Annotated in this window: 26 protein-coding genes; 10 read left to right on the forward strand and 16 right to left on the reverse strand. The window is 71.6% G+C overall.

What is annotated here, in order from left to right; all coding sequences use genetic code 11:
• Positions 1-361 precede the first annotated feature (361 nt).
• The gene (locus tag ACFY30_RS20065; protein ID WP_390846518.1) at positions 362-1012 is read right to left on the reverse strand and encodes a DNA-3-methyladenine glycosylase; all 651 of its coding nucleotides are present in this window, start codon (positions 1010-1012) and stop codon (positions 362-364) included.
• A gap of 149 nt (positions 1013-1161) precedes the next feature.
• On the opposite strand from ACFY30_RS20065, the gene ACFY30_RS20070 reads away from it, so the two are divergent.
• From ACFY30_RS20070 to ACFY30_RS20080, 3 genes are all read left to right on the forward strand, one after another.
• Positions 1162-1944, forward strand: a complete 783-nt coding sequence (locus ACFY30_RS20070) for a sporulation protein (RefSeq protein WP_390846519.1) — start codon at positions 1162-1164, stop codon at positions 1942-1944.
• Between the two features lie 103 nt (positions 1945-2047).
• A complete protein-coding gene (locus ACFY30_RS20075) occupies positions 2048-2587 on the forward strand; it encodes a YbhB/YbcL family Raf kinase inhibitor-like protein (RefSeq protein WP_390846520.1) in 540 nt (179 codons plus the stop codon).
• Between the two features lie 154 nt (positions 2588-2741).
• Positions 2742-3248, forward strand: a complete 507-nt coding sequence (locus ACFY30_RS20080) for an HNH endonuclease (protein WP_390656164.1) — start codon at positions 2742-2744, stop codon at positions 3246-3248.
• A 64-nt stretch (positions 3249-3312) separates the two neighbouring features.
• Here ACFY30_RS20080 and ACFY30_RS20085 read toward each other — a convergent pair whose 3' ends face one another.
• From ACFY30_RS20085 to ACFY30_RS20095, 3 genes are all read right to left on the reverse strand, one after another.
• Complete coding sequence (locus ACFY30_RS20085) at positions 3313-4266, reverse strand: SPFH domain-containing protein (RefSeq protein ID WP_390656163.1); 954 nt, start codon at positions 4264-4266, stop codon at positions 3313-3315.
• Positions 4267-4416: 150 nt separating this feature from the next.
• A complete protein-coding gene (locus tag ACFY30_RS20090) occupies positions 4417-4851 on the reverse strand; it encodes an NfeD family protein (RefSeq protein WP_390656162.1) in 435 nt (144 codons plus the stop codon).
• A gap of 60 nt (positions 4852-4911) precedes the next feature.
• Complete coding sequence (locus ACFY30_RS20095) at positions 4912-5709, reverse strand: ABC transporter ATP-binding protein (RefSeq protein ID WP_390656161.1); 798 nt, start codon at positions 5707-5709, stop codon at positions 4912-4914.
• Positions 5710-5863: 154 nt separating this feature from the next.
• Between ACFY30_RS20095 and ACFY30_RS20100 the strand changes: the two genes are divergently transcribed.
• On the forward strand, positions 5864-6652 hold the full coding sequence (locus tag ACFY30_RS20100) for a hypothetical protein (protein ID WP_390846521.1): 789 nt from the start codon (positions 5864-5866) through the stop codon (positions 6650-6652).
• A 145-nt stretch (positions 6653-6797) separates the two neighbouring features.
• Here the strand turns inward: ACFY30_RS20100 and ACFY30_RS20105 are convergent, their stop codons facing one another.
• From ACFY30_RS20105 to ACFY30_RS20120, 4 genes are all read right to left on the reverse strand, one after another.
• The gene (locus ACFY30_RS20105; protein ID WP_390846522.1) at positions 6798-7037 is read right to left on the reverse strand and encodes a chaplin; all 240 of its coding nucleotides are present in this window, start codon (positions 7035-7037) and stop codon (positions 6798-6800) included.
• A 208-nt stretch (positions 7038-7245) separates the two neighbouring features.
• A complete protein-coding gene (locus tag ACFY30_RS20110; RefSeq protein WP_390656158.1) occupies positions 7246-7491 on the reverse strand; it encodes a chaplin in 246 nt (81 codons plus the stop codon).
• Between the two features lie 145 nt (positions 7492-7636).
• Entirely contained in the window at positions 7637-8278 is a 642-nt protein-coding gene (locus tag ACFY30_RS20115; protein ID WP_390656157.1) for a response regulator, read from the reverse strand.
• A complete protein-coding gene (locus ACFY30_RS20120; protein ID WP_390846523.1) occupies positions 8271-9416 on the reverse strand; it encodes a GAF domain-containing sensor histidine kinase in 1146 nt (381 codons plus the stop codon). The genes ACFY30_RS20115 and ACFY30_RS20120 overlap by 8 nt, the downstream gene beginning before the upstream one ends.
• 241 nt (positions 9417-9657) lie before the next feature.
• Between ACFY30_RS20120 and ACFY30_RS20125 the strand changes: the two genes are divergently transcribed.
• From ACFY30_RS20125 to ACFY30_RS20135, 3 genes are all read left to right on the forward strand, one after another.
• Positions 9658-10356, forward strand: coding sequence for an SDR family NAD(P)-dependent oxidoreductase (locus ACFY30_RS20125; RefSeq protein WP_390846524.1), 699 nt, complete (start codon positions 9658-9660; stop codon positions 10354-10356).
• Positions 10353-11471, forward strand: coding sequence for an S-adenosylmethionine:tRNA ribosyltransferase-isomerase (locus ACFY30_RS20130; RefSeq protein ID WP_390846525.1), 1119 nt, complete (start codon positions 10353-10355; stop codon positions 11469-11471). The genes ACFY30_RS20125 and ACFY30_RS20130 overlap by 4 nt, the downstream gene beginning before the upstream one ends.
• Before the next feature lie 298 nt (positions 11472-11769).
• Positions 11770-12507, forward strand: a complete 738-nt coding sequence (locus tag ACFY30_RS20135; protein ID WP_390846526.1) for a transglycosylase SLT domain-containing protein — start codon at positions 11770-11772, stop codon at positions 12505-12507.
• Positions 12508-12595: 88 nt separating this feature from the next.
• Here the strand turns inward: ACFY30_RS20135 and ACFY30_RS20140 are convergent, their stop codons facing one another.
• The gene (locus ACFY30_RS20140) at positions 12596-15115 is read right to left on the reverse strand and encodes an FHA domain-containing protein (RefSeq protein ID WP_390846527.1); all 2520 of its coding nucleotides are present in this window, start codon (positions 15113-15115) and stop codon (positions 12596-12598) included.
• A gap of 246 nt (positions 15116-15361) precedes the next feature.
• Between ACFY30_RS20140 and ACFY30_RS20145 the strand changes: the two genes are divergently transcribed.
• Both ACFY30_RS20145 and serB read left to right on the forward strand, forming a co-directional pair.
• Positions 15362-17410, forward strand: coding sequence for a streptophobe family protein (locus tag ACFY30_RS20145; protein WP_390846528.1), 2049 nt, complete (start codon positions 15362-15364; stop codon positions 17408-17410).
• A 128-nt stretch (positions 17411-17538) separates the two neighbouring features.
• Positions 17539-18759: a phosphoserine phosphatase SerB gene (gene serB, locus ACFY30_RS20150; RefSeq protein WP_390846529.1), complete on the forward strand. Its 1221-nt coding sequence runs from the start codon at positions 17539-17541 to the stop codon at positions 18757-18759.
• Positions 18760-18841: 82 nt separating this feature from the next.
• Here serB and ACFY30_RS20155 read toward each other — a convergent pair whose 3' ends face one another.
• The 4 genes from ACFY30_RS20155 to ACFY30_RS20170 all read right to left on the reverse strand — a co-directional run bounded on the left by ACFY30_RS20155 (position 18842) and on the right by ACFY30_RS20170 (position 21427).
• The gene (locus tag ACFY30_RS20155) at positions 18842-19360 is read right to left on the reverse strand and encodes a SixA phosphatase family protein (RefSeq protein WP_390846530.1); all 519 of its coding nucleotides are present in this window, start codon (positions 19358-19360) and stop codon (positions 18842-18844) included.
• Between the two features lie 100 nt (positions 19361-19460).
• Complete coding sequence (locus ACFY30_RS20160) at positions 19461-19679, reverse strand: hypothetical protein (RefSeq protein WP_390846531.1); 219 nt, start codon at positions 19677-19679, stop codon at positions 19461-19463.
• A gap of 191 nt (positions 19680-19870) precedes the next feature.
• Entirely contained in the window at positions 19871-19987 is a 117-nt protein-coding gene (locus ACFY30_RS20165) for an SGM_5486 family transporter-associated protein (protein WP_107055787.1), read from the reverse strand.
• A 120-nt stretch (positions 19988-20107) separates the two neighbouring features.
• Positions 20108-21427, reverse strand: coding sequence for a CynX/NimT family MFS transporter (locus ACFY30_RS20170; RefSeq protein ID WP_390846532.1), 1320 nt, complete (start codon positions 21425-21427; stop codon positions 20108-20110).
• Positions 21428-21509: 82 nt separating this feature from the next.
• On the opposite strand from ACFY30_RS20170, the gene ACFY30_RS20175 reads away from it, so the two are divergent.
• Positions 21510-22202 carry a FadR/GntR family transcriptional regulator gene (locus ACFY30_RS20175; RefSeq protein ID WP_390846533.1) on the forward strand — a complete coding sequence of 231 codons (693 nt, stop codon included), beginning with the start codon at positions 21510-21512 and terminating at the stop codon, positions 22200-22202.
• Positions 22203-22256: 54 nt separating this feature from the next.
• On the opposite strand, the gene ACFY30_RS20180 is transcribed toward ACFY30_RS20175, so the two are convergent.
• The 3 genes from ACFY30_RS20180 to fabG all read right to left on the reverse strand — a co-directional run bounded on the left by ACFY30_RS20180 (position 22257) and on the right by fabG (position 24233).
• Complete coding sequence (locus tag ACFY30_RS20180) at positions 22257-22592, reverse strand: hypothetical protein (RefSeq protein ID WP_390846534.1); 336 nt, start codon at positions 22590-22592, stop codon at positions 22257-22259.
• A gap of 163 nt (positions 22593-22755) precedes the next feature.
• Complete coding sequence (fabI, locus tag ACFY30_RS20185; protein ID WP_390656144.1) at positions 22756-23523, reverse strand: enoyl-ACP reductase FabI; 768 nt, start codon at positions 23521-23523, stop codon at positions 22756-22758.
• Positions 23524-23528: 5 nt separating this feature from the next.
• Complete coding sequence (fabG, locus tag ACFY30_RS20190; RefSeq protein ID WP_390846535.1) at positions 23529-24233, reverse strand: 3-oxoacyl-[acyl-carrier-protein] reductase; 705 nt, start codon at positions 24231-24233, stop codon at positions 23529-23531.
• Positions 24234-24356: the final 123 nt, after the last annotated feature.

Below are 24356 nucleotides of genomic sequence, written 5' to 3' on the forward strand. Positions count from 1 at the left end.
AGTTCTCAAGGAACGGACGCTTCCTTTGTACTCACCCTCTCGGGCTTTCCTCCGGGCGCTTCCCTTCGGTCTTGCGTTTCCGACTCTATCAGATCCTTTCGGCGTCCGATTCCCGGTCGGCGGGATTTGTCTGCGGGCTTTGGGCTTTCGCCTGTCGGCCTTTCGACATTCACTACGTTAGCCGATTCCCGTGGCAACTCATAATCGAGTTCCCGCGCGTTCGAATTCGGGCATGGGGGCACGCCGAAATCGATCCCGCTGAGGGATGTCGTAGGTAGTGGGTTGGCCGCTTCCGGCTGCTGGCGAATGCCGTACCCGGTTCAAGCGGCTCGGGCCACGTTACGCCCCCGTCAAGGGCGAGTCAACTTCGGCGGCGCCTTGGGACATGGGCCCGGTACGGGCTCACCGTCGGGTCGTCGGCCACCCAGAAACGCCAGGGGTGGGCGTCCCCGTTCCCGCCCTCACCCGCGACGCCGGTGCGCGGACCGTTGCGTACCTGGTCAAAGGGCACGGGCGTGCCGGTCAGCATCCTCAGTGGTGTCTTCTCCGGGGCGCACGCGTCCGTGCCGTCGAGGGCCCGGTCCACGTCCAGGGCCGTGGCCAGGCGGGCAGGGCCTTTGGCCAGTTCCTTGTCGTCGCGGGCCGAGAGTCGGCGTGTGCGGGCCAGCTCGGCGCCCTCGATCACCTCGCCGGCGCGGAGCAGCACCGCGCTCGCCCGTCCCTCGGGGCCGCAGACGAGGTTCATGCAGTGCCACATGCCGTAGGTGAAGTAGACGTACACATGGCCGGGGGGACCGAACATCACGTCGTTGCGGGCGGTGCGGCCCCGGTAGGCGTGGGAGCCGGGGTCGTTCGGGCCGTCGTAGGCCTCGACCTCCGTGAGGCGGAGGGTGATCGGACCGTCGGGGGTCGTACGGACGAGGAGGCGGCCGAGGAGGTCGGGGGCCACGTCCAGGACAGGGCGGTCGAAGAAGGCCCTGGGCAGGGGCGTACGGTCGGGGGTCGCGATCATGCCCTCCGAGCGTAGTGGAGAACGGCCGGTGCGTCGGGGTGGTCAGCGGGCACTCGGCTTGCCAGGGTGTGGACGCGGAACCGGTCACGGCCGGATCGCGTTTCTAGGGATCAAGGGATCCCGTCAGTAGAAGTCGTAGAGGGAGAGACATGGCGTTCAAGAAGCTGCTCGCGAGTCTGGGGGCCGGCGGGGCTTCGGTCGAGACGGTGCTGACGGAGGTCAACGTCGTTCCGGGCGGTGTCGTCCAGGGCGAGGTGCGGATCCAGGGCGGGTCCGTGAACCAGAACATCGAGGGCCTGTCCGTCGGACTGCAGGCCAAGGTCGAGGTCGAGAGCGGCGACGAGGAGTACAAGCAGAACATCGAGTTCACGAAGCTGCAGCTCGGCGGTGCCTTCGAGCTCCAGGCGAACGCCGTGCACGCGGTGCCGTTCGGGCTGGAGATCCCCTGGGAGACCCCGATCACGACGATCGACGGGCAGGCGCTGCGCGGGATGAACATCGGGGTGACGACCGAGCTGGCGATCGCGCGGGCCGTGGACTCCGGTGACCTCGACCCCATCAACGTGCACCCGCTGCCGGCGCAGAAGGCGATCCTCGACGCCTTCATCCAGCTGGGCTTCCGCTTCAAGAACGCGGACATGGAGCGCGGGCACATCCGGGGTACGCGGCAGAAGCTGCCGTTCTACCAGGAGATCGAGTTCTTCCCGCCGTCGCAGTACCGCGGGCTGAACCAGGTCGAGCTGAGCTTCGTGGCCGACGAGCACGCGATGGACGTCGTGCTGGAGATGGACAAGAAGCCGGGGCTGTTCAGCGAGGGCAGTGACACCTTCCGCTCGTTCCAGGTGGGTCTGAACGACTTCCAGGGGACGGACTGGGCGGCGTACCTCAACCAGTGGCTGTCGGAGGTCGGCAGCAAGCGCAACTGGTTCTGAGCGGCCAGGAGGGCCCGGACCCCGCGTGGGGTCCGGGCCCTCTTCGTGTGAAGTCGTAGGCTCGCCATTGGATTTGGTTCCCGATCGATCAGGAGGTGTCGCGGTGACCGAGTTGAAGAGGCGGCCGCTGCCCCACGACTTCCATCCGCCGGTGCCGTCGTTCACGGTCACGAGTGAGGACGTGCAGGAGGGCGCGACGCTCAAGGACGCGCAGGTCCACTCGGAGGGCAACACCTCGCCGCAGCTGCGGTGGGAGGGCTTCCCGGCCGAGACCCGGAGCTTCGCCGTGACCTGCTACGACCCGGACGCTCCGACGGGCAGCGGATTCTGGCACTGGGTCCTGTTCGACATCCCGGCCTCGGTGACCGAGCTGCCGGCGGGCGCGGGCGGCGGCACGTTCGCGGGGCTGCCCGCGGGTGCCGTACACGCGCGCAACGACTATGGCAGCAAGGACTTCGGCGGTGCCGCGCCGCCGCCCGGGGACGGGCCGCACCGGTACGTCTTCACGGTGTACGCCGTGGACCAGGAGAAGCTCGGCCCGGACTCCGACGCCTCCCCTGCCGCCGTCGGGTTCAACCTGCGGTTCCACACGATCGCCCGCGCACAGCTGGTCGGTGAGTACGAGAATCCCTCGAAGGGATAGGTCAGCTCATCGTTCAGGGAACGTTTGCCCGCCTCTGGTCTTGGAAGTGATCAGGGGCGGGCACTTTTTTATTGCGTTGTCCATCTCGGCGCGCCCGTCCAGAGTTGATCCGAGCCCGCCGGGGGGTGGGCAGGTGCAAGGGGAGGTGGGCTGGATGCGTGACACGTTGGTCCTGAACGCGAGCTTCGAGCCGCTGTCTACGGTGACGTTGAACCGAGCCGTCGTTCTGGTGCTGCAGGACAAGGCCGTCGTCGAGCAGGCCCACCCCGAACTGCGTATGCGAGGCGCCGAGGTCGACATACCGGCGCCCCGGGTGATCAGGCTCTGCAGATACGTACGGGTGCCGTTCCGAAGACAAGCGCCCTGGTCGCGGCGGGGGGTGCTGGTCAGGGACCGGCACAGGTGCGCGTACTGCGGCAGGCGGGCGACGACCGTGGACCATGTGGTGCCGCGGGCGCAGGGTGGTCAGGACACCTGGCTCAACACGGTGGCCTCCTGCTCGGAGGACAACCACCGTAAGGCGGACCGGACGCCGGAGCAGGCGGGGATGCCGTTGCTGCGGCAGCCGTTCGAGCCCACTCCGCAGGACGCGATGCTTCTGGCCCTGGGCCGGGACGACTTGGCGGGGCTGCCGGAGTGGTTGTCGGTGGACGCGGCGTGAGCCGGTGATGTGAGTGGGGCCCACCTCCTGTCGGGAGGTGGGCCCCACTGACATCCGTACGGGGTCAGTCGATCGACGGCTTCTCCCGGCGTTCCGGGATCTTCTTCTCCGTGCCTCCGCCGTTCGAGCCGGAACCGCCGCCCATCGCACCGAAGTTGCCCATGGCGCCGGAGAGGCCCTTGAGGGCGTCGCCGATTTCGCTGGGGACGATCCAGAGCTTGTTGGCGTCTCCCTCGGCGATCTTGGGGAGCATCTGGAGGTACTGGTAGCTGAGGAGCTTCTGGTCGGGGTCGCCGGCGTGGATGGCCTCGAAGACCGTGCGGACGGCCTGGGCCTCGCCCTCGGCGCGCAGGGCGGCGGCCTTGGCCTCACCTTCGGCGCGCAGGATCTGGGACTGCTTCTCGCCCTCCGCGGTGAGGATGGCGGCCTGGCGCGTACCTTCGGCGGTGAGGATCGCGGCGCGCTTGTCACGGTCGGCGCGCATCTGCTTCTCCATCGAGTCCTGGATGGAGGTGGGCGGTTCGATCGCCTTGAGTTCGACGCGGTTGACGCGGATGCCCCACTTGCCGGTGGCCTCGTCGAGGACGCCGCGCAGGGCCGCGTTGATCTCCTCGCGGGAGGTCAGGGTGCGCTCCAGGTCCATGCCGCCGATGATGTTGCGGAGGGTGGTGACGGTGAGCTGCTCGATGGCCTGGATGTAGCTGGCGACCTCGTACGTCGCGGCCCGGGCGTCGGTCACCTGGTAGTAGATGACGGTGTCGATGTTGACGACCAGGTTGTCCTGGGTGATCACCGGCTGCGGCGGGAACGGCACGACCTGCTCGCGCAGGTCGATGCGGTTGCGGATGGTGTCGATGAACGGAACGACGATGTTGAGGCCCGCGTTGAGTGTCCGCGTGTAGCGGCCGAAGCGCTCGACGATGGCGGCGCTCGCCTGTGGGATGACCTGGATCGTCTTGATCAGGGCGATGAAGACCAACACCACCAGAATGATCAAGACGATGATGACCGGTTCCATCGTGTGTCCCCGTCCCCTTCTCCGCTTTTCCGCCTCGAGCGCTTGGGAAGATCTTATGGTTGTCGAAGATCTTGCTGGTCGAGTCTGACAGACCGTCGCCTGCCTCGGGAGGTCTTCGCCTCACTTGCGTGGTGCGGGAGTTGCGCAAGGTCAGATGACGATCGCCGTGGCCCCCTCGATGTCCACGACGTCGACTTCCTCCCCGACTTCGTAGGCCCGGTCGGTGTCGAGAGCGCGGGCCGACCAGATCTCTCCGGCGAGTTTGATCCGGCCGTTTCCGGAGTTGTCGACGCGCTCCAGCACGACGGCCTGCTTGCCCTTCAACGCGTCCACTCCGGTGGCGAGTTGGGGGCGCTGGGCGCTGTGGCGGGCCGCGATCGGCCGCACGACGGCGATGAGGGCGACCGAGACGACGATGAAGACGAGTACCTGGGCGACGGCGCCGAGACCGATGCCGGCGCCGATCGCGGCGGCGACCGCCCCGACCGCGAGCATGCCGAACTCCGGCATGGCGGTGACCACGAGCGGGATTCCGAGCGCTGCCGCGCCGACGAGCCACCACACCCACGCGTCGATGTCGTTCACACGGTCATGGTAGGGCCGCACGTCCTGTCGCGGACAGGGCGCAAAGGGGGCGGCACGGGGTCAGGACAGCGGCAGGCCCTGGGCGGTCCAGCGGTCGCCGACCTGTTCCACGACGAGCGGGAGGCCGAAGCAGAGGGAGAGGTTGCGGGAGGTGAGTTCGAGTTCGACCGGGCCCGCGGCGAGGACCTTGCCCTGGCGGATCATGAGGACGTGGGTGAAGCCGGGGGCGATCTCCTCGACGTGGTGCGTGACCATGATCATCGAGGGCGCGATGGGGTCGCGGGCGAGGCGGCCGAGGCGGCGGACGAGGTCCTCGCGGCCGCCGAGGTCCAGACCGGCGGCCGGCTCGTCCAGGAGCAGCAGCTCGGGGTCGGTCATCAGGGCGCGGGCGATGAGGGTGCGCTTGCGCTCGCCCTCGGAGAGGGTGCCGAACTTCCGGTCGAGGTACTCGCTCATGCCGAGGCGGTCGAGGAAGGCGCGGGCGCGCTGCTCGTCGACGTCCTCGTACTCCTCCTGCCAGCCGGCCGTCATGCCGTAGGCGGCGGTCAGGACGGTCTGCAGGACGGTCTGGCGCTTGGGGAGCTTGTCGGCGAGGGCGATGCCGGCGATGCCGATGCGCGGGCGCAGCTCGAAGACGTCGGTGCCGGGCTCGCCGAGGGTCTCGCCGAGGACGGAGACGGTGCCCGAGCTGGGGAAGAGGTAGGTGGAGGCGATGTTCAGGAGGGTGGTCTTGCCGGCCCCGTTGGGACCGAGGATGACCCAGCGCTCGCCCTCCTTGACCGACCAGGAGACCTGGTCCACCAGAGCCCGGCCCTCACGGACCACGGATACGTCCTGAAGCTCCAGAACATCGCTCATGAGCGCGTTGTCTCCCCTTGCAGTGTGGCCGGTCTCGGTTGTCGCGGGTGCCTGTGGCTCGGACCGCCGCGCGCGGGTGGGCGCGGCCCCTCGGGAAAATCTACGCCACTGGTCGGGTGGGCCGTTCCATCGGTCCGGTCCTTAGGGTGGGGGGATGTTCTCGGAACCGCGCTCTGGTCGCCTCGCCGCTTGGGGAAATGCCCTGTTGGCCGGACTTGTCTCTCCGGACGACGCCGTGCTCGCCGTGGTCGGTGAGGACGCCGTGCACCGGGTGGAGGGGCTGCCGGGGGAAACGGCGCCCGTCGGGCTCACACTGGCGCTGGGGCGGCTGCGGGCGCTCGGGGTGCGAGGGCTGCGGGTGGCGCTGCCCGCGCCGGGGCATCCGCTGGGGCTGAGCGGGCCGCCGGGGTTCAACGCGCGGGCGCTGGAGGCGGAGGAGGCGGTGATCTGTCACGGGGCCGCGCTGGGCCTGGTGCCGGAGGTGTACGAGGCCGGGCCCGCGGGCGACGTCCATGTCGAGGTGCTGTGGCACTGCCTGGCGGTGCGGGAGGCGCCGCCGGCCGATGTGCCGTCGCTGGGTGAGGCGGAGCGGGAGCTGGCGGAGGCGTTGCGGGAGGCGACGGCGGTGCTGTCGCGGCTGGACGTGGCGGGGTCGGGGCCGGTGGCGGAGGCTGCCATCGACGCGTACCGGGCGAGGGCGGAGCGCGGGCGGGAGGTGCTCGCGCCGGGGTATCCGCCCCGGGCGGTGCGGGTGCTGGAGCTGGCGCAGCGGGTGGCACTGCTGGTGTCCCTCGCCCGGGAGAACGGGCACGGGGGTGCGGTGAGCTCCGCCGAGATGGCGGCGCGTGCGGAGGCGCTGCGGCCTGTGGAGCGTACGGCTCGCAGGGCGCGGGTCGCCGCTTACAACGCGTATGTCGAAGAGTTGGAGCGCGGGGCGCGGTGAGGCGCGCGTGGGGAGTGCGTGAACCTGGGGGGCGCGCAGCCCGGCGCTGACGGGGCGCCTCCCGGCCCTCGGCTCACGCGGACAGTGACGAGGGGCTCCGTACGTCGTCCTCGACGTACGGAGCCCCTCGCGGGTCCCGGCTGGGTCAGCGGTTCACGCCCGTGTTGCCGAAGGCCGGGTTCATGGCGCCGACGCCGGTGACCGAGTTGCCGACGGCGTTGACCGGGATGTGGACGGGGAGCTGGACGAGGTTGCCCGAGCCGACGCCCGGCGACTTCACGGCCGCGCCCTCGGCACCGGCGTCGGCGACAGCGGCTCCGGCCGAGGCGCCGGCGGCGATGCCGGCGACGGTGAGGGCCACTGCGGCCTTCTTGGCGATGTTCATGGGTTGCGATCCTCCAACGTGTGCGGGTCCGACCCGGCCGGGGGTCGTGCACTGACCAACGCGGGAGTGATCGGGAACGGTGCGGGGCGTGGGCCCGGGACAGCCCGTTCGGATCATTGGGGTGACAGGAGTATGGCGTGACAAACGGACGGCCTCCCCCGGTGAGGGCCGGGGGAGGCCGGAGGTCGCGCCGGGTCCGGGCGGGACGTCAGCGGTTGAGGCCCTGGTTGCCGAAGGCCGGGTTCAGCACGCCGGACACGTTGACGCTGTTGCCGACGACGTTGACGGGCACGTGGACCGGGGCCTGGACGAGGTTGCCCGAGCCGACGCCCGGCGAGCCCTTGGCCTCGCCGAGGGCCGTGGCGCCGCCGTGGGCGGAGGCGATGCCGGCTCCCGCGGCCAGCAGACCGCCGGCCACCATCGTCACGGCCGCTGCCTTCTTCAGGTTCTTCACTTCTCGAGCCCTCCTAGCGATTGCCGGCGGCAGTCGCCGCGGCACGCACTGGAGAACGGCGGGGCTCCCCGGTGGTTGCGCCATCCGGGGGACATTCCCACGACGGTATGAATCTCAGCCCGGAAGGCGACACTCCGAATTGCCGTCAGCCGGTCACGCCATGGCGTACGGCCCACAGCGCGGCCTGGGTGCGGTCGGCGAGGTCGAGTTTCATCAGGATGTTCGAGACGTGGGTCTTGACGGTCTTCTCGGACAGGACCAGGGCACGGGCGATCTCGCGGTTGGAGCGGCCGTCCGCTATCAGGCCGAGCACCTCGCGCTCCCGCTCGGTGAGGGAACCTCCCCTGCCCTGGCCGGAGTTGGCTTCCTCCTGGGAGAGCAGGGCGCCGGCGACCTCCGGCTGGAGCAGGATGTGGCCCGCGTGGACCGAGCGGATGGCGCCGGCGAGGGCGTCGGGGTCCACGTCCTTGTAGACGTAACCGGCGGCGCCCGCACGCAGGGCCGGGACCACGGTGCGCTGTTCGGTGAAGCTGGTGACGATCAGCACGCGCGCGGGGTTGTCCAGTTCGCGGAGTCTGCGCAGGGCCTCGACGCCGTCCAGGCCGGGCATCTTGACGTCCATCAGGACGACGTCGGGTTTCAGTTCCTCGGCGCGCTCGACCCCCTCGGCGCCGTCGGCGGCCTCACCGACGACCTCGATGTCGTCCTGGACCTCCAGGAAGGTGCGCAGTCCGCGGCGGACGACCTGGTGGTCGTCGACGAGCAGCACCTTGATTGCGTCAGCCACCCGGGGCCTCCATCTCGATCGTGGTGCCCTTGCCGGGCGCCGATTCCACCGTCAGGCCGCCGCCGATCCCGCTCGCCCGGTCCCGCATGGACACCAGGCCGAGGTGACGGCCGGCCCGGCGGACCGCCGTGGGGTCGAAGCCGGTGCCGTCGTCCGTGACGCGCAGGACCGTGGCGGGGCCGCGCTTGTGGAGGGTCACCTCCACGTGCTGTGCGCCGGAGTGGCGCAGCGCGTTGTGCAGGGCTTCCTGGGCGACCCTGAGCAGGGCCTCCTCCTGGGCGGCGGGCAGGGCGCGCACGCCCTGGCTGGTGAAGGTCACGCGCGCGGTGTGGGCGCGGTCGAGGACCTGGACCTGGGTGCGCAGGGTGGCGACGAGGCCGTCCTCGTCCAGGGCCGCGGGACGCAACTCGACGACGGCGGCGCGCAGTTCGTCGGCGGCCTCGGCGGCGAGCGCGGCGACCTGCTGCAGCTCCCCCTTGGCGCGGGAGGGGTCGCGGTCGACGAGGGCGGCGGCGGCCTGTGCCGTCAGACGCAGGGAGAACAGCTTCTGGGCCACCGCGTCGTGCAGCTCGTGGGCCAGCCGCGAGCGTTCCTCCGCGATGGTCAGTTCGCGGCTGCGCTCGTACAGGCGGGCGTTGGTGAGGGCGATCGCGGCGTGCTGGGCGAGGATGGAAAGCAGTTCCTCGTCCTCTTCGGTGAAGCCGCAGCTCCCCTCCGGCTTCGGGCAGTTCTTGTTCGCGAGGAACAGGGCGCCGATGACCTCGTCGCCGTCGCGGATGGGCAGGCCCAGGAAGTCGGACATCTCGGGGTGGGCGGACGGCCAGCCCTCGAAGCGGGGGTCCTTGCGTACGTCGGCCAGGCGCTCGAAGCGGGCCTCCTGGAGCATCGCGGCCAGGATGCCGTGCTGGCGGGGCAGGGGGCCGATGGCCTTCCACTGCTCCTCGCCGACGCCGTCGACCACGAACTGGGCGAAGCCGCCGTGGTCGTCCGGGACGCCGAGCGCGGCGTACTGCGCGTCGAGCAGCTCGCGGGCGGAGGCGACGATCGTCTTGAGGACGTCGCGTACCTCGAGATGCCTGCTCATGGCCAGCAGCGCGGAGCTCACCGCGGCGAGGCCGGACCGGGGACCTTGGCTCATGTCTTCACGGTACCGGCGGGTGGTGACGGCGCGGATCCGACCTGTGACGGCCCGGGGTAGGGCGGAGGACCTAGGGCGGAAGTCCCCGGTACGGCGGCGTAGGGCGCGGGGAGGGGGTGCGCGGGCGTACGTCGAAGGGCCCCGCCGGACCCCGTCCCGCGTCCGAGGCGGGGCCGTGGGGCCGGTTCCTAGGTTGGGATCACCGCCGGACGGAGGCGGATCGATCGAGGGGACGGTTGTCATGCCGGTAGCGATCATCACGGGAGCCTCGAAGGGGCTGGGGCGGGCGCTGGCCGAGGCTCTGGCGGCGCGGGGCTGGGACCTGGTGCTGAACGCCAGGACCGAGGGCGTGCTGAAGGAGGCGGGTGTCTCGGTCGCGGCGCACGGGACGGACGTGCGGGTGCTCGCCGGGGACGTCACGGACCCCGCTCACCGGTCGGCGCTGGTGGCGGCCGCCCGGCGGCTCGGCGGGTGCGACCTGGTGGTGAACAACGCCAGCGCGCTGGGCGCCGAGCCCCTGGTGCGGCTGGCGGAGCTGCCCCTGGACGGGCTGCGCCGGGCACTGGAGGTGAACGTGGTGGCGGCGCTGGGCCTGGTGCAGGAGGCACTGCCGCTGCTGCGGGCGGCGCGGGCGGGCGCGGTGATCAACGTCAGCTCGGACGCGGCCGCCGAGGCGTACGCGACCTGGGGCGGATACGGGGCGTCCAAGGCGGCCCTGGACCAGCTCGCGGCGGTGCTCGGGCAGGAGGAGCCGGGGCTGCGGGTGTGGGCGGTGGACCCCGGGGACATGGCCACGGACCTGTACGCGGCGGCCGTACCGGACGACGACGATCCGCGGCCGGAGCCGGGCAGTGTGGTGCCGGCCTTCCTGCGGCTGCTGGAGGAGCGTCCGGCGAGTGGCCGCTTCGGGGCTCCGGCGCTGCTGGGGGGACGGCGATGACGCTGGCCGTACGGGTGCCGGAGGATCTGTCGGCGCGGGTGCCGGCCGAGCAGCGGGGGCCGGGACGGGGGCGGGACGACGTACGGCTGCTGGTCTCGCGGGGGACGGAGGTGGCGCACCACGTGTTCCGGGAGCTGCCGTCGCTGCTGCGGGCGGGGGACCTGCTGGTGGTGAACACCTCGCCGACGCTCGCGGCGGCCGTGGACGGGCGGATCGGGCACGCGCGCGTGGTGGTGCACTTCTCCACGCTCGGGGACGACGGGCGGTGGGCGGTCGAGCTGCGGGATCCCGACGGGAGGGGCACGACACGCGCGCGTGCGGGAGGGCCCGCGGGGACGCCGGTGCGGTTGGCCGGGGGTGTACGGCTGGTGCTGGAGGAGCCGCTGAGCCCCGGGAGCGGGCGGTTGTGGTGGGCGCGGGTGGAGGGCGGCGCGGAGGCGGGCAGGGCCGGCGGAGCCGGCGGGGGTGTGCCGGGGCTGCTGCGGGAGTACGGGCGGCCCATCCGTTACTCCTATACCGAGCGGGACCAGCCGCTGTCCGTGTACCAGACGGTGTTCGCGCTGCCGTCGGCCGACGGTGCGGGCAGCGCGGAGATGCCGAGTGCGGCGCGGCCCTTCACGGCGGGGCTGGTGGCGGAGCTGGTGAGCCGGGGGGTGCAGTTCGCGCCGGTCACGCTGCACACCGGGGTCGCCTCGGCGGAGGTGCACGAGCCGCCGTATCCGGAACGCTTCGCGGTGCCGGAGGCGTCCGCGCGGTTGATCAACGCGGCGCGGGCCGGGGGCGGGCGGGTGATCGGCGTGGGGACGACGGCCGTACGGGCGGTGGAGTCGGCGGCGGGGACGGACGGGGTCGTACGCGCGCGTGGAGGGTGGACGGAGCTGGTGGTCACCCCGGAGCGCGGGGTGGGGGTGGTGGACGGGCTGCTGACCGGGCTGCACGAGCCGGAGGCCTCGCATCTGCTGATGCTGGAGGCGGTGGCGGGGCGGGCCGCGATCGACCGGGGCTACGACGAGGCGCTGCGCGGGCGCTATCTGTGGCACGAGTTCGGGGACGTCCATCTCCTCCTCCCCTCACAGGGCCCTCACACAGAGCGTTGCTTCGGCAACCACGGGTGAGAAGGGATGGCGGGCGATGTGAGGCCTCGCATAGGGCCCACATCACGTACGAACGACATTAGGAGACAAACGGCCCCGCGGTGAACGGGACAGACGGTCTGGTCTGTCCCGTTTTGCCCTTCCCTGATCCACTACCGGGGATCGTAGGTCACACCTTTGCCTGGGCATTTTGCGGCCGCTAAGAATTGCTCACGTCGCTCAGCGCCGCGGGTTCCGCCTGCGGCGTCGTTCGTGCCGAGAGCACCGTGTCCACCGTCGGACGAGCGACCTCCGCGCTATTACGAAGAGGTCCTTCGCCATGCCCAAGAACACTCACAAGATCGCGATCGCCGGTGCCGGCGTGCTCGGTGCCGCCGCCCTCGCCTTCTCCGTGGTGCCGGCCGACGCGCACACGACGACGACGGACGCCGTCTCCTCGTCCCGTGTCGCCTACAGCACCGAGCCGGTGCGCGACGTGAAGGGCAGCGTGACCGACCGGCTCGCCGGTTCGAACGTGAAGGTCGAGGCGATCGAGGCGAAGAAGAAGGCCGCCGCGGAGGCCGTGGCCAAGAAGAGGGCGGCGGCCGAGGCCGCCCGGAAGGCCGCCGCCGCGAAGCAGAAGGCCGCCGCCGAGGCCGCCGCCAAGAAGAAGGCGGCAGCCGCGCACCAGGCCAGGGAGGCCGCGAGCCGCTCCGTGAAGCGCGCCGCCGTCAGGCCGGTCGCCGCCAAGAGCTACGCCAACAACCTCGACGGCTGGATCCGTGAGTCGCTCGACATCATGAAGAAGCACGGCATCCCGGGCTCCTACGACGGCATCAAGCGCAACATCATGCGCGAGTCCTCGGGCAACCCGAACGCCATCAACGACTGGGACATCAACGCCGTCAACGGCATCCCGTCGAAGGGCCTGCTGCAGGTCATCCCGCCGACCTTCAACGCCTACCACGTCGCCGGCACGTCCTGGAACATCTACGACCCGGTCGCCAACATCACCGCCGCCTGCAACTACGCGGCCGACAAGTACGGCTCCATGGACAACGTCAACAGCGCCTACTGAGATCGCGCGGACCTCTGTCGCGGCGGAAGACGCCGAAGGGCGGCACCCCACCTGACGGGGTGCCGCCCTTCGGGGCGTGCGCAGGCGACTACTTGCGCATGACCTCCGGCTCGTGGCGGCGCAGGAAGCGGGCCACGAAGAAGCCGCAGATCACGCCCAGGACGATCAGAGCGGCCATGTCCATGCCCCAGGCACCGACGGTGTGCTCCCACAGCGGGTCGGTGTCACCGCCGTCCTTGGGCGGGCTGATGTTGTTGAAGTCCAGCGTGGCGCCCGCGGCGCCGACCGCCCAGCGCGACGGCATCAGGTACGAGAACTCGTTGACGCCGATCGAGCCGTTGAGGGCGAACAGGCAGCCCGTGAAGACCACCTGGATGATCGCGAACATGACGAGCAGCGGCATGGTCTTCTCGGCCGTCTTCACCAGCGAGGAGATGATCAGACCGAACATCATCGAGGTGAAGCCCAGCGCCATGATCGGCAGGCACAGCTCCACCAGCGTGTTGCCGATGACCAGGCCCTCCTCCGGGATCTCCCGGCTGGAGAAGCCGATGACGCCGACCAGCAGCCCCTGCAGCACGGTGACCAGGCCGAGCACGAACACCTTGGACATCAGGTACGCCGAGCGCGACAGGCCGGTGGCGCGCTCACGCTCGTAGATGACCCGTTCCTTGATCAGCTCACGGACCGAGTTCGCCGCGCCCGCGAAGCACGCGCCGACCGCGAGGATCAGCAGGACCGTGGTGGCCGTGCCGTTGGGGATGACCCGGCCGGTCTTCGGGTTCACCGGGTTGGGCAGCAGGCTGTTGCCGGAGTCGATGAGCAGGCTCACCGAGCCGAGGACGACCGGCAGGATCACCGACAGGGCGAGGAAGCCCTTGTCGGAGGCGATCACCGACACATAGCGGCGCACCAGCGTGACGAACTGGGACATCCAGCCCTGCGGCTTCGGCGGCTTCATCGCCTGCATCGGCGGCATCTGTACGGACTGCGGCGCCACGGCGTCGATGTCCGCGGCGTACATCTGGTAGTGCTGCGAGCCCTTCCAGCGGCCCGCCCAGTCGTAGTCGCGGTAGTTCTCGAAGGCGGAGAAGACGTCGGCCCAGGTGTCGTAGCCGAAGAAGTTCAGCGCCTCCTCGGGCGGACCGAAGTAGGCGACCGCGCCGCCCGGGGCCATCACCAGCAGCTTGTCGCACAGCGCGAGCTCGGCGACGGAGTGGGTGACGACGAGGACCGTACGGCCGTCGTCGGCGAGGCCGCGCAGCAGCTGCATGACGTCACGGTCCATGCCCGGGTCGAGGCCCGAGGTGGGCTCGTCCAGGAAGATCAGCGACGGCTTGGTCAGCAGCTCCAGGGCCACGGAGACGCGCTTGCGCTGGCCGCCGGAGAGGGAGGTGACCTTCTTCTCCTTGTGGATGTCCAGCTTCAGCTCGCGCAGCACCTCGTCGATGCGGGCCTCACGCTCGGCGGGCGTGGTGTCGGCCGGGAAACGGAGCTTGGCCGCGTACTTGAGGGCCTTCTTCACGGTCAGTTCCTTGTGCAGGATGTCGTCCTGCGGGACCAGACCGATGCGCTGGCGCAGCTCGGCGAACTGCTTGTACAGGTTGCGGTTGTCGTAGAGGACGTCGCCCTGGTTGGCGGGACGGTAGCCCGTCAGCGCCTTGAGCAGCGTCGACTTGCCGGAACCGGACGGTCCGATGACCGCGATCAGCGACTTCTCCGGAACGCCGAACGAGACGTCCTTGAGGATCTGCTTGCCGCCGTCGACCGTGACGGTCAGGTGGCGGGCGGAGAAGGAGACCTCACCGGTGTCGACGAACTCCTCGAGCCGGTCGCCGACGATCCGGAACGTCGAGTGACCGACGCCGACGATGTCCGCCGGGCCCAGGAGCTGGGTGCCCCCCTTGGGGATGGGCTGGCCGTTGACGTAGGTGCCGTTGTGCGAACCGAGGTCGCGGATCTCCATGCGCCCGTCGGGCGTCGAGTGGAACTCGGCGTGGTTGCGGGAGACCTGCAGGTCCGAGACGACCAGGTCGTTCTCCAGGGCACGGCCGATGCGCATCACACGGCCGAGGGAGAACTGGTGGAACGTGGTCGGGCTGCGGTCGCCGTAGACCGGCGGCGCCCCCGCGCCACCACCGGGGATCTGCTGCGCGTACGGCTCGTTCGGCCCCTGCTGCTGCGGGACCTGCGCGGACTGCTGCGGCTGCTGCCAGCCGGCCTGCGCCGGCTGCGGCTGGGGTGCCTGCTGGCCGGCCCAGCCCGGGTTCGCGGCCTGGGCGGCGTAGGGCTGCTGGGGCTGCGCGACGGGCGCCTGCGCCCCCGACAGGCTCACGCGCGGGCCGTCGGTCGCGTTGCCGAGGTGCAGCGCCGAGCCGGGACCGACCTCCAGCTGGCTGACACGCCGGCCCTGCACGAACGTGCCGTTCGTGCTGCCGTGGTCCTCGATGACCCAACTGCGGCCGTTGAAGCTGACCGTGGCGTGGCGCCAGGAGACCCTGGCGTCCTCGAACACGATGTCCCCCTGCGGATCGCGTCCGAGGGTGTATGACCTGGACGGATCGAGCGTCCAGGTGCGTCCGTTCAATTCCAGTACGAGTTCCGGCACTCCATGCCCCACTGAGTAGTCCCCCGAGTTACCCCCATCACAGGGAGTCTAGGGATGTCGAACATCGTCGGGAACTATTTCAGTAGCGGCCCCCTGTCCGAAAGTCGGGCCTCGCGAAGAGCTTGCACGAGCACATCGGCCGTTCCCGTTGACGGGGTTGAAATCGCCCCGGAGAGTGGTAAACGCACGCGAGGGGGACGGATGCGGCGATCTTCGCCGAACCGCGCCGCGGATCGGGGGGTCTGCATGAGTGCCGTCACAGGGGTCGAGAGCAACGGACGCGCGGGGCACGGCAGGAGCGTGCCGTGGGTGGACGTCGCCCTGGCCGCGGTCGCCGCGGTGAGCTGGGCGTTGATCGGGATGGCGGGGACGGCGGCGCTCGGTCTGCATCTGCTGGGGGCTGACACGGCGGGCTCGTTGGGCCCGATGACGGCGGCGGTGGTGGCCCTGGGTGCGGGCGGCTCCGTCACGCCGTCGGGCGACGTGTCGGCCTTCGGCCTCACGGGAGCCGAGGCGGACACCGCCATCGAGATCGCGCCACTGGGTGTGAGCCTGGTCGGCGCCCTGCTGCTGTCGTGGTTCTTCCTGCGGTCCCTGCGGGCGGCCGCAGTTGTGGTCGCGCCCGCCGAACTCCTCGCGCGGGCGGGCGCGGTGGTCGTGCTGTTCGTGGTGATGCTGGGCGGGCTGGCCTGGGCGGGGCACGACGTCATCACGCTCGACGGCGGCTCGCTCGGGCTGGACGACGTGCCCGGCATGGGCGGGGGTGGCGGGGGCGGGGGCCTGGAGATCCCCGGGCTCGGGGACGTCGGCGACATCGGGGGCCTGCTGCCCGACCGGCTCGGCGACCTCGTCGACGCGAAGGCGGCGGTCGGCTTCACCGTCGACACGGTGCCCACCCTGCTCGGCGGGCTCGTCTGGTCGGCGGCGGTCCTGCTGATCGCCCTGCTGGCCTCGCGGCGGACCCCGCTGCCGCCCGGCTGGGACGCCGTGCACCGGGTGGTGCGGCCCGCGGTGTCCGCCGTCGTCACCGTGCTGCTGGTGGCCGTGGCGGCCGGGCTCGCGGCCGCGGCGTACGCGGCGACCGGCGACGACCGTCCGGGGCGGATCGCCGGAGCGGCGCTGCTCGGCGCGCCGAACGGGGTGTGGCTGGGCGTCTCGATCGGCCTGTTCGTCCCCTGGGACGGCCGGGCCACCGGCGCGCTGACGAACCTGCTGCCGGACCCGCTCGACGACCTGCTGCGGGTCGGGACCGACCAGCCGGTGACGCTGGGCCGACTGGCCGAACTGGACGGGCGGGTATGGCTGCTGGGGGTGGCCACGGCCGTGACGACGCTGTTCGCGGGGGTGTTGGTGGCGGTGCGGACGCCGGTGGGGGTGGCGTCGGCGGGGGTGCGGGGGGCGGATGTACGGGGAGCGGGGCTCGGGGGTTTCGTCGGGCGGTGCGCGGTGCGGCTGGCCGTGGTGACCGCGGTGGCTCTGCCGTTGCTCGGCCGGCTGGCGGGGCTGTCCGTGGACGCCTCGCTGTCCGTGCTGGGGTTCGACGCGTTCGGGGCGGGGATCGAGCTGCACGGACACCTCGGAGCGGCGGTGCTCCTCGGTGCCGTCTGGGGGGCCGGGGCAGGGGCCGCGGGTGCGCTGCTGGCGTGCGCCACGGGAGCGGCCGGGCGACGGGCGGCCCCGCTGGCACTGGGTGACGTGACGGCGGGAGCCGCGCGGCGGCCCGGTGGGCGTCCGGAGCAGGCGGGCGAGGGCGGCGGTGTCCAGCACACCGGCGCGGAGGCGGGGCCGTACGCACCGAGTGCCTCGTACCGGGCACCGAACCCCGCGACCAATCCGTATCTCCGGGTCCCGGAGGAGCTGCGGGAACCCGAGGACGCGCGCCCTGACGGCGGGCCCGGCGGGTCGGAGCGGCCGGGTCGGCACGGGGGTGACAGGCCGGACCGGTACGGAGGCGACAGGCCGGGCGGGCGCTCCTCGGGTGCGAGTGAGGGGCGTGGCGGGTCCGGCCGGGGGGTCCCGCACGGGGGCGGTGGGCCGGGCCGGGCCGCAGGCGGGGAGGGGCCTGGCGCGGGCGGGGCGCGGGGGGCCGGTGGCGAGGGCCGGGCGGGCGGGCGGCCGTCCGGGGGCGCAGCGGGGGCCGGGGGGCGGGGCGATGTGTACGGTGCGCCGACCGTCGTGGGACCGGTCGGGCCCGGGCCACGGCGGCCCGGTGACGCTTTCGGGGAGGACCGGCCGCCTCCCCCTCCGCCGCCCCCTCCCCCGCTCCCGCCGAAGCGGCCCGAGCGGCCGCGGTGACCGGTTCGGCGGACAGGCGACGGGCGGCCTTCGCCTGCCCGACATCACCGGTTCGCCCAGTGTTCCGTGTCCGCTGGACGGACCTCTGAGGCGAAAGGCACGGGGTGCCGGATACGGTGGGATACATCATGAGTGCTTCGCAGACTTCGCCGACCTCGTCCTCTGATGTCCCCACCCTCCTTGTCAAGATCTTCGGCAAGGACCGGCCGGGCATCACGGCCGGTCTCTTCGACACCCTCGCGGCCTACTCCGTCGACGTGGTCGACATCGAGCAGGTGGTCACCCGTGGCCGCATGGTGCTGTGCGCGCTCGTGACCGCGCCGCCGCGATCGCTGGAGGGGGACCTCCGCCGCACGGTCCACAGCTGGGCCGAGTCGATCAAGATGCAGGCGGAGATCATCTCGGGCCTCGGTGACAACCGTCCGCGCGGCGTCGGCCGCTCCCTGGTGACCGTGCTCGGCCACCCGCTCACCGCGGAGGCCACGGCCGCGATCGCCGCCAAGATCACCAAGGCCGGCGGCAACATCGACCGTATCTTCCGGCTCGCCAAGTACCCCGTCACGGCCGTCGAGTTCGCCGTCTCCGGTGTGGCGGCCGAGCCGCTGCGCACCGCGCTGGTCACGGACGCGGGCGCGCTGGGTGTGGACGTCGCCGTCGTGGACGCGGGTCTGCACCGGCGGGCCCAGCGGCTCGTGGTCATGGACGTCGACTCGACCCTGATCCAGGACGAGGTCATCGAGCTGTTCGCCGCGCACGCCGGCTGCGAGGACCGGGTCGCCGAGGTGACGGCGGCCGCGATGCGCGGTGAGCTGGACTTCGAGCAGTCGCTGCACGCGCGCGTGGCGCTGCTGGAGGGGCTGGACGCCTCGGTGGTGGACAAGGTGCGCGCCGAGGTGCGGCTGACGCCGGGCGCGCGCACGCTGATCAGGACGCTGAAACGACTCGGCTACCAGGTGGGGGTCGTCTCCGGCGGCTTCACCCAGGTCACCGACGATCTGAAGGAACGGCTCGGGCTGGACTTCGCCCAGGCCAACACGCTGGAGATCGTCGACGGGAAGCTGACCGGCCGGGTCACCGGAGAGATCGTGGACCGCGCGGGCAAGGCGCGGCTGCTGCGCCGCTTCGCCGCGGAGGCCGGCGTACCGCTCTCGCAGACCGTGGCGATCGGTGACGGCGCCAACGACCTGGACATGCTCAACGCGGCCGGGCTCGGGGTCGCCTTCAACGCCAAGCCGGTGGTGCGCGAGGCGGCGCACACCGCGGTGAACGTGCCGTTCCTCGACACCGTCCTGTACCTGCTGGGCATCACCCGCGAAGAGGTCGAGGCGGCGGACACCCACACCGAGTAGCGCCCTGGTCCGAGGGCGAGTCCCGTACGACGTGGAGGGCCCGGTGCCACTGGGGTGCCGGGCCCTCGCGCGTGCCGGACGGTTACTCGGAGGGCTCCCAGTAGTCGGTGAGCCTGGCCACGGCCGGCTCCAGGGCCTTCCAGGAGCCGTCGAAGGTGAGGACGGCGTAGGAGGAGGCCGGGAAGCCGCGGCGCGTCATCCGCTCGCGTGCGTCGCTCTCGGCCGAGTCGGCGAGGATGTCGGCGAGGGCGTGGACGCCCGGGTTGTGGCCGATCAGGATGACGCTGTGCACGTCGTCCGGGGTCTCGTTGAGCAGGGCGATCAGCTCGCCCGGGGAGGCCTCGTAGATCCGCTCCTCGTAGACCGTTTTCGGCCGGTGCGGGAGTTCATGGACGGCGAGCTTCCACGTCTCCCTGGTCCGGACCGCGGTGGAGCACAGAGCCAGGTCGAGCGGGATGCCGCTGTCGGCCAGCTTGCGTCCGGCGACGGCGGCGTCCTTCCGGCCCCGCTCGGCGAGCGGTCGGTCGTGGTCGTTCACCTGTGGCCAGTCGGCTTTCGCATGCCGGAAGAGGACGATCTTGCGGGGTTCTGCGACGCTCATGCGTCCCAGCTTCGCATGAAACAGGCCATGGGGCGCAGGGAGTTGACATGCGGCTTCACCGGTCGCCCCCGGGGTGCGGAGCGTCTTCGGGGCGTGCCGGTCACTGCCGGCGCGCCAGCAGCTCCTGCACGCGCTCGATGAGGTGGGTGATCGCCGGGTCCCCGGTCGCGGCGTGCGCGTCGGACGGGTTGGCCATCAGGACGAGCAGCACGACGAAGGCGAGCGTGGGAAGGGCGAGGGCCCACCAGGGCAGCCGGGTGTCGACGCGGGCCGGGGCGGTTGCCGGGCGGCGGGGCCGGGTGAGCGCAGGGGCCGACATGGGTGCCTCCGGTCGTCTCCGAGGGGTCCGTGGTCCGTCTCGCGCGGCCACATCTCGAAGCTACGGAACCGGCGGCCCGCGGCCCATCCGGTGATCCACCCACTTGACCCTGACCCTCACCCCCTAGGGGACAGGGGGTTAACCCCACCATCACCGTGGAGGCCCGGGCCGTCCGGGCCGTCGCCGGCAGGTCAGGGCGAGGCGATCGTCGCGATGACGGCGATGATCACGAAGATGGCGAGGAACGAGCCGAAGACGATCAGCATCTTCTTCTGGCCGTTCTGGGGGTTAGGGTCGAGCACTGGCATGCCCCCAGTCTCGCACCCACCACCCGTCCCCCGGCCGCCGGGGTCGGGGCCGCGGCGGGTGCGGCGGGCACTGAAACCGACGGCCGACCGCCGGGCGGCCGACGGGTGTGGCCGCGGAGGTCAGGGGGTCGCGGGTTCGTCCTCGATGGTGCGGGGGCGGCCTGCCAGGATGCCGGCGATCGTCTGGGGGAGCATGAGCACCGCCATCAGGGCGAGGGGCAGGCCCCAGCCGCCGCTGTGCTGGTAGAGCACGCCGACCAGGAGGGGGCCCGGGATCGAGATCAGGTAGCCGGTGCTCTGCGCGAAGGCGGAGAGCCGGGCCACGCCCACGCCGGTCCTGGCGCGCATGCCGACCATCGTGAGGGCGAGCGGGAAGGCACAGTTGGCGATGCCGAGGAGCACGGCCCAGACCCAGGCTCCCTCGGCGGGGACGAGGTACAGGCCCGCGTAGCCGGCGAGGCCGCAGACGCCGAGCGCGACCACGATCGGGCCCTGCTGCGGCAGCCGGGTGGCGACGCGCGGGATGACGAAGGCCAGGGGCACGCCCATCACCATGGTGACGGCGAGCAGCAGCCCGGCCTCGCCCGCGGGCACCCCCGCGTCCCGGAAGACCTGGGCCATCCAGCCCATGGTGATGTAGGCGGCGGTGGCCTGGAGTCCGAAGAAGACCGCGAGGGCCCAGGCGGTGGGGCTGCGAGTGATGCGCGGCCCGGCCGACGGCTCCGCGCGTGCGTGCGTGCGCGGGGCGGGTGAGGTCTCCGGGAGCCGTACGGACCTCTCGGCCTCCCCCGCCGCATCCCGCCGCCCGCGGAGGAACGGCAGCCACGGCGGCACGGCCACCGCCGCCAGAGCCGCCCAGAGCGCGAGCCCGGGCTGCCAGCCGCCGCCCAGTGCCCCGGTCATCGGGACGGTGACCGCGGCGGCGGCCGAGGTGCCGAGGGCGAGGGCCATCGAGTACAGGCCGGTCATGGAACCGACCCGGTCGGGGAAGTGCCGTTTGACGATGACCGGCATCAGGACGTTGCTGACGGCGATGCCCATCAGGGCCAGGGCGCTGGCGGCCAGGAACCCGGCCGTGCCGCCCGTGTACGGCCGTACGAGCAGCCCCGCGCCGATCGCCGCCATGCCCGCGCACACCACCGCGCCCGCGCCGAAGCGGCGGGCGAGGCGCGGGGCCGTGACCCCGAAGACGGCGAAGCAGAGCGGGGGCACGGAGGTGAGAAGCCCGGCCACGCTGCCGCTCATGCCGAGGCCGTCGCGGACCTCCTCGAGGAGCGCGCCGAGGCTGGTGATGGCCGGCCGCAGGTTCAGCGCGGCCAGCACGATGCCGGCCATGAGCCATCGGTCGTGCCACGCGCGCGTGGCCGTGCCCGAGGGCTCGGCGGCCGCCGGCGTGCCGAGGGGCGTGCGTGTCGTCGTCCGGATCTCCTCGCCTGACATGCGACCCATCATAGAATCATGGGATGATTGCCTGTCCATCCCCGGGTGCTCCTCCCCCGCCCCGCCCGTGCGAAGGTGTGCCATGCCCCTGAGCCATCCCCGTCGCTCGGCGCTCTCCGAGCAGGTCATCGCCGCGCTGCGCACCCAGATCACGTCGGGCGAGTGGCCGGTCGGCTCCCGCATCCCCACGGAGCCCGAGCTGGTCGAGCAGCTCGGCGTCGCCCGCAACACGGTCCGCGAGGCCGTCCGCGCGCTCGCGCACAACGGGCTGCTGGCCATCCGGCAGGGCTCGGGGACGTACGTCGTGGCGACCAGTGAGCTGGCGGGCGTGATGCACCGCCGGTTCGCCGACGCGGATCCCCGGCACATCGCCGAGCTGCGTTCGAACCTGGAGTCGGGAGCGGCACGGCTGGCGGCCGAGCGGCGCACGGAGAAGGACCTCAAGCAGCTCGACGCGCTGCTGCTGCGACGCGAGGAGGCCTGGGAGTCGGGCGACAAGGAGGCCTTCGTGACGGCCGACGCGACCTTCCACCTGGCGGTGGTGGCCGCCTCCCACAACGACGTCATGACGGCGATGCACGCGGACCTGGGCGAGGTGCTGCGGGACTGGCTGCGGGAGGACGTCGGCGAGGAGCTGACGCCGGAGACGTACATGGACCACACGCGGCTGGTGGACGCGATCCGCGCGGGCGACGCGGAGACGGCCGCGACGGAGGCCGCCGGCTATCCGCTCGTGTGCCGGCCGGGCCGGTTCACCGCGTCCGGCGACCGGTGACCCGGCCCGGCGGCGGGGCGGTGGCCCGGCCCCCACGGCCCGCCCCGGCCGGGTTCACGGCTTCTCGTGGCTGACCCAGGCCGAGCGGACTTCCTTCCAGCAGCGGCCCGTCAGCCGGACGGTCATGGCGGGCCCGGCGTCGACGGGGGCGCCGTCGGTGTCGAGGTCCCACCAGCGCTCGCACTCGATGTGCAGGCGGACGCGGTCGGTGTCGGCGTAGGGGTTGTGGCAGTGGGCGACGACGTGGGAGCCACGGACGCCGGTGCGGCACTCCGCGCCGAACGGCTGTGGGTGGTCTCCCACGCGCGCGTGGGGAAGCGCCTCGTACGGCAGACAGAAGACGAGGGCGACGGCGGCGGTCACTGGGGCGAGGCTACGGAACAGGCGCACAAGGGAACCTCCTCGGCAGAGCTGGGGAGGGAAGCGCGTGAAGGAACGCGCACTTCAGAGTGCCTGGCCGGAGCACTCCACCGCCTGGCCGGCTACGCCGGACGAGTGACGCCCCGCCTCCCGCGCGGTGCGGGAGACGGGGCGTCGCAAGCGCAACCGCAGATCAGGCGCCGATGGCGTGCAGACCGCCGTCCACGTGGATGATCTCGCCGGTGGTCTTCGGGAACCAGTCGCTCAGCAGGGCGACGATGCCGCGGCCGGCCGGCTCGGGGTCCTTCAGGTCCCACTCCAGCGGGGAGCGGGTGTCCCACACGGAGGCCAGCTCGCCGAAGCCCGGGATGGACTTGGCGGCCATGGAGCCGAGCGGGCCCGCCGAGATCAGGTTGCAGCGGATGTTCTGCTTGCCCAGGTCACGCGCGATGTAGCGGCTGGTGGCCTCCAGGGCGGCCTTGGCCGGGCCCATCCAGTCGTACTGCGGCCACGCGAACTGCGCGTCGAAGGTGAGGCCGACGACCGAGCCGCCGTTCTGCATCAGCGGCAGGCAGGCCATGGTCAGCGACTTCAGGGAGTACGCCGAGACGTGCATGGCGGTGGCGACCGACTCGAACGGCGTGTTGAGGAAGTTGCCGCCGAGCGCGTCCTGCGGGGCGAAGCCGATGGAGTGCACGACGCCGTCGAGGCCGCCGAGTTCCTCGCCGACCAGGTCGGCCAGGCGGCCCAGGTGCTCGTCGTTGGTGACGTCGAGCTCGATGACCTTGGTGGGCTTGGGAAGCTTCCTGGCGATGCGCTCGGTCAGCGTGGGCCGCGGGAACGCGGTCAGGATGATCTCGGCACCCTGCTCCTGGGCCAGCTTGGCGGCGTGGAAGGCGATGGAGGACTCCATCAGCACACCGGAGATCAGGACGCGCTTGCCCTCGAGAATTCCGCTCATGGTGATCAGTGACCCATTCCCAGTCCGCCGTCAACGGGGATGACGGCTCCAGTGATGTACGAGGCGTCGTCCGAGGCGAGGAACCGCACCGTCGCGGCGACCTCCTCCGGCTTCGCGTACCGGCCGAGCGGGACCTGCGAGACGATGCCCGCGCGCTGCTCGTCGGTGAGCACCTTGGTCATGTCGGTGTCGACGAAGCCGGGCGCGACGACGTTGAAGGTGATGTTGCGCGAGCCCAGCTCACGGGCGAGGGAGCGCGCGAAGCCGACGAGGGCGGCCTTGGAGGCCGCGTAGTTGGCCTGCCCGGGCGAGCCGTAGAGCCCCACGACCGAGGAGATCAGGACGACCCGGCCCTTCTTGGCGCGCAGCATGGCGCGGTTGGCGCGCTTGACGACGCGGAAGGTGCCGGTGAGGTTGGTGTCGATGACCGAGGTGAAGTCCTCCTCGGACATGCGCATCAGGAGCTGGTCCTTGGTGATGCCGGCGTTGGCGATCAGGACCTCGACGGGGCCGTGCTCGGCCTCGATCTCCTTGTAGGCCTGCTCCACCTGCTCGGGGTCGGTGATGTCGCACTTGACGGCAAGGAAGCCGGCCGGCGGCTCGCCCGAGCGGTACGTGACCGCGACCTTGTCGCCGGCGTCGGCGAACGCGCGGGCGATGGCGAGGCCGATGCCCCGGTTTCCTCCGGTGACGAGAACCGAGCGGCTCAACGGATCACCCTTTCGAATAGGGGTCTGGCACACCTGCCCGGGACCTTGGCGGCAGGCGGCTTCCTCCGAAACCTATCGGTCCGCCCCCGCGCGAGGACATTCGGGCACCGACAGTGGGTTACG

This window comes from Streptomyces sp. NPDC000345, from assembly GCF_042898825.1.
Classification (GTDB): domain Bacteria; phylum Actinomycetota; class Actinomycetes; order Streptomycetales; family Streptomycetaceae; genus Streptomyces.

Bases quoted from the DNA above. Each gene is read 5' to 3' on its own strand.
- ACFY30_RS20065 (WP_390846518.1), bottom strand. From the start codon at position 1,012: ATGATCGCGACCCCCGACCGTACGCCCCTGCCCAGGGCCTTCTTCGAC.
- ACFY30_RS20070 (WP_390846519.1), top strand. From the start codon at position 1,162: ATGGCGTTCAAGAAGCTGCTCGCGAGTCTGGGGGCCGGCGGGGCTTCG.
- ACFY30_RS20080 (WP_390656164.1), top strand. From the start codon at position 2,742: ATGCGTGACACGTTGGTCCTGAACGCGAGCTTCGAGCCGCTGTCTACG.
- ACFY30_RS20085 (WP_390656163.1), bottom strand. From the start codon at position 4,266: ATGGAACCGGTCATCATCGTCTTGATCATTCTGGTGGTGTTGGTCTTC.
- ACFY30_RS20095 (WP_390656161.1), bottom strand. From the start codon at position 5,709: ATGAGCGATGTTCTGGAGCTTCAGGACGTATCCGTGGTCCGTGAGGGC.
- ACFY30_RS20100 (WP_390846521.1), top strand. From the start codon at position 5,864: ATGTTCTCGGAACCGCGCTCTGGTCGCCTCGCCGCTTGGGGAAATGCC.
- ACFY30_RS20105 (WP_390846522.1), bottom strand. From the start codon at position 7,037: ATGAACATCGCCAAGAAGGCCGCAGTGGCCCTCACCGTCGCCGGCATC.
- ACFY30_RS20120 (WP_390846523.1), bottom strand. From the start codon at position 9,416: ATGAGCCAAGGTCCCCGGTCCGGCCTCGCCGCGGTGAGCTCCGCGCTG.
- ACFY30_RS20125 (WP_390846524.1), top strand. From the start codon at position 9,658: ATGCCGGTAGCGATCATCACGGGAGCCTCGAAGGGGCTGGGGCGGGCG.
- ACFY30_RS20130 (WP_390846525.1), top strand. From the start codon at position 10,353: ATGACGCTGGCCGTACGGGTGCCGGAGGATCTGTCGGCGCGGGTGCCG.
- ACFY30_RS20135 (WP_390846526.1), top strand. From the start codon at position 11,770: ATGCCCAAGAACACTCACAAGATCGCGATCGCCGGTGCCGGCGTGCTC.
- ACFY30_RS20145 (WP_390846528.1), top strand. From the start codon at position 15,362: ATGAGTGCCGTCACAGGGGTCGAGAGCAACGGACGCGCGGGGCACGGC.
- serB (WP_390846529.1), top strand. From the start codon at position 17,539: ATGAGTGCTTCGCAGACTTCGCCGACCTCGTCCTCTGATGTCCCCACC.
- ACFY30_RS20155 (WP_390846530.1), bottom strand. From the start codon at position 19,360: ATGAGCGTCGCAGAACCCCGCAAGATCGTCCTCTTCCGGCATGCGAAA.
- ACFY30_RS20160 (WP_390846531.1), bottom strand. From the start codon at position 19,679: ATGTCGGCCCCTGCGCTCACCCGGCCCCGCCGCCCGGCAACCGCCCCG.
- ACFY30_RS20165 (WP_107055787.1), bottom strand. From the start codon at position 19,987: ATGCCAGTGCTCGACCCTAACCCCCAGAACGGCCAGAAGAAGATGCTG.
- ACFY30_RS20170 (WP_390846532.1), bottom strand. From the start codon at position 21,427: ATGTCAGGCGAGGAGATCCGGACGACGACACGCACGCCCCTCGGCACG.
- ACFY30_RS20175 (WP_390846533.1), top strand. From the start codon at position 21,510: ATGCCCCTGAGCCATCCCCGTCGCTCGGCGCTCTCCGAGCAGGTCATC.
- fabI (WP_390656144.1), bottom strand. From the start codon at position 23,523: ATGAGCGGAATTCTCGAGGGCAAGCGCGTCCTGATCTCCGGTGTGCTG.